This window comes from Rhodococcus sp. 320_ES, assembly GCF_059691855.1.
The window spans coordinates 26169-38658 of sequence record NZ_JCAWAG010000001.1 but is presented as its reverse complement, the minus strand read 5'-3'; the positions used below and the strand labels follow the sequence as shown (position 1 = coordinate 38658).

The following is a 12490-nucleotide window of genomic DNA, read 5'->3' as shown; positions in this document are numbered from 1 at the left end:
GGTCGACGTTACGGGTCAGCCGAACTGCTGCTCCAGGTACTGCCCGGTCTGCTGCCAATGCCGCTGCCACGCCTCGTCCTGCAACTCCTGCGGAGTCGCGTTCGGGTTGTTCGGGTCCGGCACCGGCACCGGCACGGTGAACTGCGGCGGCGGGACGTACGTCTGCGCGGACTGCGGAGCCTGCTGTACCGGCGCCTGCGTCGACGGCGACGCAGCCGACGGGGCGCGATTCTGAGTCCACGCCGGCGGAGCCGAGTTGGACCACGGCGTCGAGGAACCGGCCGGTGCGGAGTCCGCAGTCGGGGCCGGAGGTGCAGGGGGCGCGACCGGAACCGCCGGTGCGGGCACCGCGGCAGGCGGGGGAACTTCTGCACTCGGCGCGGCAGGCGGAGCAACCGCCGCGGACGGCGCATCTTGCGTGGCTGCCGACGGCGCCTGTTGCGGAACCTGCGCGGGATCGCCATTGCTCAGAGCGAGGGCCGCTCCGATGCCGCCGGCCAGCACGAAAGCCGTCGCAGCGGCCGCGATCACCAGACCGCGACGACTCTTGCCTCCGACAGTCGCCGGTGCAGCAGTGGACGCCGTTGCAGCAGCCGACGTCGACGCCACGGGTGCCACCACGGGAACCGGCGCAGTGACGTCGCTGTCCGAGAACGCCTGGGTCGACACGAGCGGCGGCACGACCGCGATCTCTTCGGTGGGCGGATCGTTCGTCTCGACCGGCGGGGCGGCGACGGTCGTGCCCGTCTTGTTCTTCGCGGCAACGGCAGTCTTGCTCTTCGCGACAGCGGTGGCGGCGATACCTGAGCCCGCGCCCGCCTTGGTCAGCGAAATGGCCTTCGTCGGCTCGTCGGCCGGCTTCCCGGGCCTCGACCCGGCAACCGACTTCGTTGTGTCGGTCTTGATCGTTTCGGTCTTGTCGGTTCCGAGCTTTGCCGGGACCGGCTTGCCCGGCACCGGCACGACCGTAGTGGTCGCCTTCGTGGGCGACGCGCGCTTGGCGGGCGTCGGCCTAGCGGTTGCCGCCGGTGTGATGGGCTTTGTGGCGGCGTTCTTCGGCTGCGCATCGCTCTTCGACGTCGCAGCGGCCTTCTTCGCAGCGGTCTTGGGCTTGACAGTCGGCGCCTCGGGCGCGATGACCGGAACGCCGAGAGCCAGCTCCAGAATGGGCGAGACAGTCGCGGTGTTGCCATCGCCGAGAACGACGACGGTACGAGGCTTGACCTCGGCGCGGTCGAGAAGCTCCCACAGCATGGGAACCGTCAGACCGATCTGCTCGGGCGACAGGTCTTCGAGATCCATCGACCGGGCTTCCCCGCGCTCGGAACCGTCTTCGCCGTCGACGAGCAACGCCGTCAAGTGTGTGTCCGTCAGCTCATACGTGAGGACAACCGAGTCGGACCCTGTGCCCGATGTGGATCCCGTGCCTGACGCGTTTGCCGCCCCTCGACCAGCCGCAGGGGTCGCGGCGATATCGGAGCGGCTCTTGGCCGCTGCCGTGGCTTCGGTCATTCCTACTGTTGTCATGTTGGCCTCCCGTGCTTGGAGTTCCGCAGCACCCGACGACGGGCCTCATCACGTGGCCCGCCCTGCACGTCCAGTCGACTATACGCAACTTATTGGACTTTCGTGTCGATTATGCCAGCACAAACAAACCGACTGCATGATTCTTCACATTCGACCCGTCGGATGCGCACAGTCGGAATTTCGAGAGGGGACCGATACGCTGGGAGGCGTGGAGTCGAGCCTCGGAACGCCCTTCCCTGTGGACGAGCCCGACCCCGAAGACACGGGACCGGACGGCGCCGACGAGAAGTCGGACGAACTCCTCCCCCGTCGACGGCCCACCCAGGAACGCAGCAAGCGCAAGTTCGATGCCCTGCTCGCGTCGTCTCGGGAACTGCTGACCGACGTCGGCTTCGAGTCCTTCACCTGCGAGGAAGTCGCGGCGCGCGCCGGTCTTCCCATCGGAACGCTGTACCAGTTCTTCGCGAACAAGTATGTGATCGTGTGCGAGTTGAGCCGGCAGGATCTAAGGGGCGTCCAGCACGAGCTGGCCGACTTCGACGGTGAGATTCCGTCGCTCGACTGGCTTCGCTTCCTCGACCGTTTTCTCGATCATCTGGCGGGCCTCTGGACGTCGGACCCGTCGCGGCGCGAGGTCTGGCTGGCCATGCAATCGACGCCCGCCACCCGCGCGACCGGTGTGATCCACGAAAAGGCCTTCGCAGCGCAGGTCGAACGCATGCTCGCACCACTGACGCCGCGAACGCCCCGATCCAAGCGCATGCTGCTCGCCGAGGTTCTCGTCCACGTCGTCTACTCGATGCTGAACTTCTCGGTGCAGGACGGCCAGAGCCACGGGGACGCCGTCACCGAGCTCAAGCGGCTGATGGGCGCGTACCTACTGGTGACCGAGAAGGAATCCGAGAGCCGACGCTGACCCACCTTGCCTACAAGGAGTGAGGGGCACTCCGAGTCGACGTATCGACATCAGGGTGCCCCTCACTCGCGTTCGGAAGCCCTCGAAAGCACTTCCCGGAAGCCCTAGTCCTCCAGGATCGCCACCGCCGCAGCCATGTCACCGTCGTGCGTCAACGACAGGTGGATCTTGACCGTCGGCAGAAACTCCGCGGCCATGCCGTGGAGCTTGATCGACGGCCGTCCCCACGCGTCGTTTACGACCTCGATCAGCGGATACGGGTTGTCCCCGATCTGCGGCGGCCGAGCGAACCTCGACGACGCCCACGCTTTCAGGACCGCTTCCTTCGCTGCCCAGCGCGCTGCGTAGTGCCGAGCCGGTTCTGCACTCTTGGTTGTCGCGTGCCGACGTTCACCGGCGGTGAAGCTGTCGCGGACCATGGTGGTCCCGATCTTTTCCATCTGTTCGGCGAACTGGGTCACGTTGACCAGATCGAATCCGACTCCCAATATGCTCATTTGCACCCCGGTGTGTTGCTGCGGTAAACGTCGTCGGCGCCGAGCCTTGCATCCTCGCTCAGCAGCAGGTCGACTTCGAGCTGATGCTTCGCATCCGAGGACGCACCCTCGTGTCCGAGACGCCGATCCTCCGGCCGCTCGTACAACGCGGATCCACCGCACATGGCCGAGACCAGTCGGCGCCGGCCGGCGATCTTCCGCTCGCGTGCCGTGGCCAGGTACTGCTCACGACGTTCCTGCGGAATGGCCTCGATGAACGCCTGCGGGTGAACCAGTGCGATCAGACCGGACACGTGACCGAAGCCGAGGCTGGTCAGCAGTCCTGCCTTGAGCGGGAGACGCTCACCGAAGCGCAGCGGTTCGCGAGCCCAGACCAGGTGCCCGAACTCGGTCATCTTGTCGTCCACGCAGTCGAGGCTGCGGTTCGGCGGGATGACACCCTGCGCCAGCACCTGGCACAGACCGATCAGCTGGAATGCCGCGGCGCCGCCCTTCGAGTGTCCGGTCAGCGACTTCTGCGAGACGACGAACAGCGGGTTGCCGTCCGAGCGTCCGAGCGCCTTGGCCAGTCGGGTGTGCAGCTCGGCTTCGTTGGGATCGTTTGCCGCCGTGGACGTGTCGTGCTTCGAGACCACAGCGATGTCGTCGGCGGAGACACCGAGCGCGGCGAGCGACAGAGCCAGTGCCGAATCGCGGCCACCGCGTCCCACACCGAGAGCGCCGAGGCCCGGAGCCGGAATGGACGTGTGCACACCGTCGCCGAAGGACTGTGCCCACCCGACCACACCGAGGACGGGGAGACCCATCTCCAGCGCCAGATCGCCACGCGCCAGCAGAATCGTTCCGCCGCCGTGTGATTCGACGAATCCACCGCGCCTGCGGTCGTTGGCCCGCGAGAACCGTCGATCGTCGATGCCCTTGGCGTGCATTGCCGCCGAGTCCGCGGTGGCCGACATGTCACCGAAGCCGATGATGCCTTCGGTGCTCAGGTCGTCGAAGCCGCCGGCGACCACGAAGGTTGCCTTGCCGAGCCGAATCTTGTCGACGCCTTCCTCGACGGAGACCGCCGCGGTGGCGCAGGCCGCGACGGGGTGAACCATCGCGCCGTAGCTACCGACGTAGGACTGAACCACATGGGCTGCAACGACGTTCGGCAGAGCTTCCTGCAGGATGTCGTTCGCCCTGGCGTCGCCGAGCAGTGTGTCGATGTAGAGCGAGCGCATCGATTCCATGCCGCCCATGCCCGTTCCCTGCGTGTTGGCCACGAGGGAGGGGTGCGTCCAGCGCATCAACTCGGACGGGTTGAACCCGGACGTGATGAACGCGTCGACGGTGCAGACGATGTTCCAGAGCGCGACGCGGTCCACCGAGCTGGCCATGTCGGGCGAGATGCCCCACTTGGTCGGGTCGAAGCCGGTCGGAATCTGGCCACCGACGGTGCGGGTGAGCTTCATCTGGCGCGGAACGCGAATCTCGGTGCCCGCCTTGCGTGTCACCTGCCAGTCACCGCTGTCCGGTGCCTGCGTGATCACCGTCTTCTCGGGATCGGCACCGACGAAGGCGCGTGCCTCCGCTTCGCTGCTGACCACGAACGTCAGATCGTGGTCGAGGAACACCGACGTCATCAGCGGGGCGCTGTTGTCGATCATGGCGCCGTCGTCCTCGTACCGCCGGATGCCGCAGCGCTCGACGACCGTGTCGTGGTAGCGCTCGGCGATCTCGGCCTCGGGGACCAGGTCACCGGAGTCGACGTCGTACCACCCCGGCTTGGGATCGTTCTCCCAGACCACGAGCCCGGTGTTCCACGCCAGCTCCAGAACACCTGCGGCGGAGAGTCGTTCGTCGACCTCCATCTCGAAGCGGGTGCGCGCGCTGCCGTAGGGGCCGAGCTCGCCCGTACCGACGATGACCACGAGCTCCGACGGATCCACGTCGACCGAGTTCCACGCCGGGGCGGGGAGTTCGTCGGTGAGGCGCGGCGGCGCCGGGAGCGCCGCGATGGACGCTTCGAGCTCGTCGATGACCTCGTCGACGGCGGCGGCATCGGCCGCCTCCTTGGCGAGTGCACCGAGATCCAGTCCGGCCTCCGCCAGTCCTCCGGTCAGATCGATCTCGATCGGAGCGGCCACAGCCGATTCCTTCGACGCTGCATCGCATGTCGCGAGCAGCTGATCGGCCATCTCCTGCGTCGACCAGGTGCGCACCCCGGCGGCTTCCGCAGCCTTGGCGACCGGATCGTTGTGACCCATCAACCCGGTTCCGCGGACCCACCCGATGCGGGCGTGCACCAGCGTGACTCGCTCGGCCCACGTGCGCTCGGCCTTCCAGCGGTTCACGATCGCGTCGAGCGCCGCCTTCGATTCGCCGTACGCTCCGTCGCCACCGAACATGCCGCGGTTCGGCGAACCCGGCAGCACCACGTGCAGGCGGGTGTCGACGTCGCGGTCGTATCCGATCTGCGACAGACCGGCGACCAGACGCTCGACGGACCAGAGCAGAACACGCATCTCCATCTCGGCGCGCGAACCGGCGTCCGACAGCTCGCCCTGCACTCGCGGAGCCGCGAACGGGAAGAGCATGGTCGGAGTCACGGCCGGCTTGACCAGAGTCTTCGCGCCACCGGCACTGTCGATCTGCTCGTTGCCGATCCACTCGATGAGCGCGTCGACGTCGGTGTAGGACGCCATGTTGGCCGGAACCACCCACAGTGCCGCACCCGCGCGAGCGTTGTCGCGGTACAGATCTCGGTAGAAACCGAGCCGCTGCTGATCCAGACGCGACGTCGTGAGGAACACCGTCGCGCCGCCGGCGAGCAGCTTGCCGGTGACCGCCGCGGCGATCGAACCCTTGCTGGCTCCGGTCACCACCGCTACCTCACCGGCGAACTCGCCGGGCTCGTCGGCCACAGCGGCTGCGGAGGCGATGGCGCCGTAGGTCTGCGCCAGGCCGTCCAGTCCGGAGGCGGACGCCTTGTCCTTCCACCACTGAGCCTGCGCGGCAACAGCTTCCCCGGCCCCGGCAAACGCGGTCACGGCGAGAGCCTGTGCGCGCTCGTCTCCGATCCACAGGCGAGCCAGATCCTCGCGGGCCGTGGCCCACCGGTCGTCGAGCAGGACTGCGCGCTTGTGGTCGAACGACGGAGCGACCAGACGCGGCCAGTCGGAACCCAGCTCGGACGACACCAGATCGACGAGCTCCGCTTCCGATCCGTCGGCGACGGGAATCGACACCTGATCGGCGAAGCCGAGCTGCTCGAGCACCAGTCGCGCCGCCGAGGCGAGCACGCCGGAGCGTCCGGTGATGTTCTCGGTGAACTCGCCGAGCGCTGCTGCGTCGACGGTGCCACCGCCGCCGCCACCGCTGGACGGCATGGCGACCTGGATGCCGCGGCGCAGGCCGACCGCGGAGACGGCCGAGTCGATGAGAGCGTCGACGGCGGCGCCGTCGGCGATCGGGCCTTCGTGCAGTCCGCCGAGCGAACCGCCGCGGACCGACGATCCGTCGCGAGTGCCGAGGGCGACCTCGGCCGTGACGTGATGCGCCCAACCGTCACCGAGCTGCCACACCTTGGTGACGCGCTCGACGATCGATCCCGGACGACGACCCGACGGTCCGAACACCTTGCGCAGGTGGTCGTTCAGCGAATCGCTGAGCACCGGCCCGAAGGGGCGGTAGGTGCGGGCGAGCTTGTCGACGGTGCCGGCGAGCGCACCCATGTCGGCATCTGCCGCGCCGTCGATGGCACCGAGCGCGAGCTCGGAGCCGAGGTCGACGAGCAGCTGGTTGCGGCGCGAGGACACGCCGTCGCACAGCGCCTCGATGGTGTCGGCAGGGCCGATCTGATCCAGGCGCAGTTTCGTCCACAGACCGATGAGGATCGTCGTGGCATCGCTTGCGGTGAACGCGATGTCGTCCGGACGCGGCGCTCCGGCCGGAGCCGATGCGGGCGCCGGAGCGGCGGGTGCCGCGGCCGCAGCAGGCGCGGCGGCGGGATCGGCTGCTGCCGTTTCCGTCGGCTCCTCCTCGACCGGTTCCGGATCGACGTCGGTGCTGAACACGATGGAGGCTTCGCGCTCGATGTTGAGCACCTCGATCGGATGACCCACGCGGCCCGGCAGTTTCAGCGTCTGAGCCGCGAGGTTCGCGACGGTCGGCACGGAGCCGAGTCCGACCTCGACGAAACGCTCGACGCCGAGACCACCGTCGGCCTCGTCGGCGAACAGCAGGTCCTGGGTCTCGATCCAACGCACCGGGCTGGCGAACTGCCATGCCAGGAGCTCGGTGAGAATCACCCGGCACAGATCGGCGGGACGCGAGGCCCAGCTGTCCCAGTCGGCCAGGACGTCGGCGAGAGGCTGCGACGGAACGAGATCGGCGATCTCCTGCGCGAACTCACGCTCGAGCGAGAACGGCTTGGGGACCAGGTTCGGGATGTACCGGCCGACGAGGATCGACGGATCGATGTCTGCGGGCAGCAGGTCGAGGAGCCGGCGACGGAAGTCGTCGACACCGCCGCGCAGCACCGTCGAGTGGAAGGGGACGTCGATTCCGGGAACCAGGATGAACGCGCGCTTTCCGCCGAACTCGAGACGACGCTTGTCGACGCGAGACTCCATCTCCTCCAGTCCCGCAACGGTTCCGGCGATCGCGTACTGCGAGCCCCGCAGGTTGAGGTTGACGACCTGAAGGAATTCGCCTGTGTCCTCGCTGATTCCGGCGACGAACGACTCGACCTCGGCGTCGGCGAGACCCATCTGCGACGGACGGATCGCAGCCATCCGGTAGTTGCTTCGTCCGGCGGCGTCGCGCGGCACCAACTGGTGCATCGCCGAACCGCGCTGGAAGACCACTTCGAGAACGGCTTCGAGCGGAAGTACTCCGGCCACCGCGGCCAGTGCGTTGTATTCGCCGACGGAGTGGCCGGCGAGGTACGAACCCTCGACGAATGCTCCGGCTTCGCGCAGTTCGGCAACCTGCGCCACACCGAGGACGGCCATGGCGACCTGAGTGAACTGGGTCAGGTGTAGAACGCCGTCCGGATGCTTGTGCACCGTGCCGCGCGCACGCAGTTCGGTCGGATTGTCGCGCACCACAGCGAGAATGGAGAATCCGAGGGCAGCTCGGGTGTGCTTGTCGGCACGCTCCCAGATCTCGCGGGCGGCCTTCGAGCGGGCGCGGGCGTCGAGACCCATTCCCGGCTGCTGGATGCCCTGACCGGGGAACGCGTAGACCGTCTTCGGGGCTGCGACGCGGCCGGTGGCGACCATGACCATGTCACCGTCGACCTTGCAGGAGACCTCGATGATCTCGGCGCCGGAGTCGGTCCCGGTCCGGTCGACGCGGACGTCGATCTCGGCGCCGGGACGCACCATTCCGAGGAAGCGCGCGGTCCAGGCGGTCAGCCTGCGCGGCGGGGTCTTGGTGTCGGACGGGTCGATGGCGGTGACCGTCTGCTGGGCGGCGGCCGAGAGCCACATGCCGTGCACGATCGGCGATCCGAGTCCGGCGAGCTTGGCGGCAGCGTCGGAGGTGTGGATCGGGTTGTGGTCACCGGATACCTGAGCGAAGGCGCCCATGTGCCGCGGCGCGACGATGGTGGTGTCGCGACGACGGCGACGCGGGGTGTCCTGCGCTGCGTCGGTGAGCGATCCACCTGCGCGGGCCGGGTCGGTCAGTTCACCTGCGCCGGTGCGTCCGCGGATGGCGAAACGTTCGACCAAGGTGGCGACGACGGGTGCGTCGAGACCCTCGCCCAGCATTGCGCCGATGGTGACGGTGACCTCGACGACGCGGCCGAGATCGGTGTCGATCACCTCGCCCGACTCGGCCTTGACCACGAGAATGCTTGCGTGGTCCGGCAATTGACCGGTGACGGCGATGCGGTGGTCGAGGTGGACCAGGTCGAGCATGCCTTCGATCACGCCGACACCGTCGGCGGTGCGGGTGGCACCGAGCACGGCGAACACGGCGGGCCAGCAGGCACCGACCAGAACATCGGGAACCGCGCTGTGGCCGGTGCCGAAGGAGGCGGGCAGGCCGGAGCCGGTGACGCCGGCGTGGTCGGGAACCAGATCCGGCGTCCACGCGATGTTGACGCGGGCCGCACCGTTCTTGACCTCGGGAACCGACTGTCCCGCAGCAACTCCGAGGAGAGCGGACATCGACTCCTCGGCGTCTGCGTCGGTGACGAGCGGGGCGCCGCCGTCGACCGCGGACGCGGGAACCGTGATCCGGATGCTCACCCGGTTGTGTGCCGACAGCGGAACGGCGAGTTCGACGTGCTCGGAATCGAGCACGGTGAGCGTCGACCCCGTACGCGAGTGCGACGCAACCGAATCGGACTCGACGGTCCACTCGGACGTCTTGCCCAGCTTGCGCACCGGGTTCGGTGCGAGACGCGAGGCCCAGGTGATGTCGGGCGCGGTCAGCACGATGCCGAGGAGACCGGGCGCGACCGCCGGGTGGCGACGAGTGGCGACAGGGGTCGGGACGGCGCCGGCCGCGAGGAGACGATCCGTCGTCGCCTTCTCGAAGCGGTTCAGCAGGTCGCCGACCGGTTCGTTCAGACGATCGATGCCGGCGACGGCGACGGTTCCGGGGATGACGCAGACCTGATCGGCGGAGTAGCGGGGGTCGTGTGCCTGCCAGAGCGAGTCACTGCGCCACCAGCGACGCACGTCCTTGTCGACGACCGGAACGAAGTTCACCGGCTTGCCGGGGGTCTTGCAGAGGGTGAGGAAGAACGGGATGTCGGCCGGGTGCAGAACGACGGACCGGGCGTCCGGGTACTTCTCGCACAGGGCGGCCAGGGCGGCGGCCGGGCGTTCGAGAAGGGCGGTGTCGTCGAACAACGTCGGAATCGGGCCGCTGTCGACGGGGTGCAGGCGCGCCTCGGCACGTTGGAGCATCTCACCGAAGCGCACGCGCCAGGTGATGTCCAGCCAGGGCGAGTCACCGGTGAGGTCGTCGCCGATCGCGAGCTGCAGGTAGCGCGAGATCCACTGCTCGTACGTCATGGTCGAGACGTCGCCGAAGTACGGCTTGGCGGTGGCGTCGAGCGCCGCGATGATCTCGTCGCGGCGGTCGGCCACGGCGTCCTCGTCGCCGGCAACCTCGTCGAGGAGGCGTCCGGTGCGTGAGGCGGCGTTGTCGATCTCGTGAATGTCGGCACCGAGTTGGCTTCGGCCCGAGGCCATTCCGCCGTTGGCGGTGCCTGCGCCGACCCAGTCCGGCGTTCCCGGAGTGTCGACGAGGAGCTGCTTGACCTCGGGTGAGGTGGTCGCTTCGAGCGTGGCCATCGCGGCGGTGCCCACGAGGATGCCGTCGAGCGGCATGGCCGGGTAACCGGCGGCCTCGGACCAGCGTCCGGTCAGGTAATCGGCTGCGCGCTCGGGTGTTCCGATGCCGCCACCGACGCAGATGACGATGTTCGGGCGGGCGCGCAGTTCGGCGTAGGTGGCGATCAGCAGATCGTCGAGGTCTTCCCACGAATGGTGTCCGCCTGCGCGGCCGCCCTCGATGTGAATGTTGACCTGGTAGTCCGGGACCTCGTTGGCGATGCGGATGACCGCGCGAATCTGCGCGACCGTTCCCGGCTTGAACGACACGTGGCTGATGCCGACCTCGGTCAGCTCCTCGATGAGGGCGACGGCCTCGTCGAGTTCGGGGATGCCGGCGGTCACGACGACGCCGTCGAACGGGGCGCCGGCCGTACGGGCCTTCTGCACCAGGCGCTTTCCGCCCAGCTGCAACTTCCAGAGGTACGGGTCGAGGAACAGCGAGTTGAACTGGATGCTGCGGCCGGGCTCGAGGAGCGTCTGCAGCTCCGCGACGTGCCCGGCGAAGATGTCTTCGGTCACCTGGCCACCGCCGGCGAGCTCGGCCCAGTGCCCTGCGTTGGCCGCGGCGGCGACGATCTTGGGATCGACCGTGGTCGGTGTCATGCCGGCGAGCAGGATCGGAGACCGGCCCGTCAGAGTGGTGAACGTGGTCTCGACGCCGATCTTGCCGCCGGGAAGTTCGACCAGGGTGGGTGCGTAGGCACTCCACGGAAGTTCGACCTCGGGTGCGGCACCCGGGGTCAGGAGGCTGCGATGGCCGCCGCGGGTGGATGCGGCAACGACGCCGACGCCGTGTCCGCGGGCGTTCGAGGCGGTGAGACGGGTGAGCGAGTCGCCCGGACCGAGGTCGAGGATCCACTTCGCGCCTGCGGCGACGACGGAGTCGACGGCTGCAACCCAGTCGACGGGATCGACGAGGATGCCCTGCGCCAGCGACCGTGCACGTGCAGCGTCGAGACCACAGCGCGACGCCCATGCCTCGACGATCTCGACTGCCTCACCGAGGAGCGGGTGGTGGAACCCGACCTCGACGTCCAGCGGCTCGAAGACCGGGGCGAAGATGGCGCCGCCGCGCTTCTTGGCCTCGCGTTCGCGGTTCTCGTCCTCGGAGATCTGCTCGCACTGCTGCTGAATGCGCACGATCTTGGCGTAGGGGCCGGTCAGGACGACGCGTCGGCGGCCGTTGCGGATGGCGAGGACGGCGTTGGAGGTGCTGTCGGCGCCGGCGACCTGGTCGACGACGGCCTGCAGACGATCGGGGTCGACGTTCGAGACGGCGACCATCGGGGCGCGGTCCCCGGTTCCGACGAGCCGGCGACGGCGACCGACCAGACCGGCGGCGGCACCGACGAGCTGGGCGACGGCGAGCATTTCCGCGTCGCTTCGACCGGCGTCTGCGACGGCGGCTTCGGCGAGAAGTCCCTGCGAATGGCCGATGACGGCCACGGGCGCGGTGACCGTGTAGTCCAGTCCCTGCACTGCGAGAGCTCGCAGTCCGGCGAGCTGGGCGAGCAGCACTCCCGGCATGGACACTGCAGCAGAAGTCAGTGCGGCGGCCGAGGGCCCCGCGGACATGTCGTCCTCCAGCTCCGCTTCGAGCATCCACGCGATCGGATCGAATCCGAGGGGACGCACGACCAGCAGTTCCTGTGCGACGGGGGCGAGCAGGCGGGCCGACTCGTTGACCAGGTCGGTCAGCTGCGGTTCGAGCGCGCAGTCACGGGTCAGTTCTTCGAGAGTCACCAACCACGGGGCTCCCTGGCCGCCGAACGCCAGTGCGTACGGCTCACCGTCGACGATTCGCTCCGCGACTGCGGCAGAACGGTCGGCCGACCTCGGTCCTCGGGGTGTGCTCTCGTTGATCGTCACGCGTGAAATTTCCTCTCCTGGCGCCGTCGCGGTGGCGAGGCGGTTCGTTCGGTGTGCTTATGGCAGCTGAGGCAGTGCCGGAAGGCGGTCCATGGACAACCGGCAGCTCCGCCGGTGTGGTCATCGCGCCAATTCAGAATGTCACAAAATCATGAGGAAATCCTCAGGTTTTGTCGGACGTCCTACTGCTACCCGCTGGTAGGTGCCGTAGGGCTGTGGTCGAGCACACCGAAGTGACCGACGAGTAGCCGCCATCACCGCAGGCCGAGGTCCGATCGCACTCGGTCGAACACGAGGATTTCCTCATATTCATCGTTATGCGTTCGTTATAAATCAGGACT

At 68.1% G+C, this 12490-nt stretch carries 4 protein-coding genes; 1 reads left to right on the top strand and 3 read right to left on the bottom strand.

Annotation, left to right across the window (positions count from 1 at the left end):
- Positions 1 to 15: 15 nt before the first annotated feature.
- Positions 16 to 1527, bottom strand: coding sequence for a hypothetical protein (locus AC59JP_RS00155; protein ID WP_497323591.1), 1512 nt, complete (start codon positions 1525 to 1527; stop codon positions 16 to 18).
- A gap of 208 nt (positions 1528 to 1735) precedes the next feature.
- Here AC59JP_RS00155 and AC59JP_RS00150 point away from each other — a divergent pair, with 208 nt between their 5' ends.
- Positions 1736 to 2443, top strand: a complete 708-nt coding sequence (locus AC59JP_RS00150) for a TetR/AcrR family transcriptional regulator (RefSeq protein ID WP_497323590.1) — start codon at positions 1736 to 1738, stop codon at positions 2441 to 2443.
- A 104-nt stretch (positions 2444 to 2547) separates the two neighbouring features.
- Here AC59JP_RS00150 and acpS read toward each other — a convergent pair whose 3' ends face one another.
- Positions 2548 to 2940 carry a holo-ACP synthase AcpS gene (acpS, locus tag AC59JP_RS00145; protein WP_497323589.1) on the bottom strand — a complete coding sequence of 131 codons (393 nt, stop codon included), beginning with the start codon at positions 2938 to 2940 and terminating at the stop codon, positions 2548 to 2550.
- Positions 2937 to 12149 (bottom strand): fatty acid synthase subunit beta domain-containing protein, encoded by a 9213-nt coding sequence (locus tag AC59JP_RS00140; protein ID WP_497323588.1) that lies wholly within the window; start codon positions 12147 to 12149, stop codon positions 2937 to 2939. Before AC59JP_RS00140 ends, acpS begins: the two co-directional genes overlap by 4 nt.
- Positions 12150 to 12490 lie beyond the last annotated feature (341 nt).

Excerpts from the sequence above, each read along its gene's own strand:
- AC59JP_RS00155 (WP_497323591.1), bottom strand. The coding sequence starts at position 1,527 with ATGACAACAGTAGGAATGACCGAAGCCACGGCAGCGGCCAAGAGCCGC.
- acpS (WP_497323589.1), bottom strand. The coding sequence starts at position 2,940 with ATGAGCATATTGGGAGTCGGATTCGATCTGGTCAACGTGACCCAGTTC.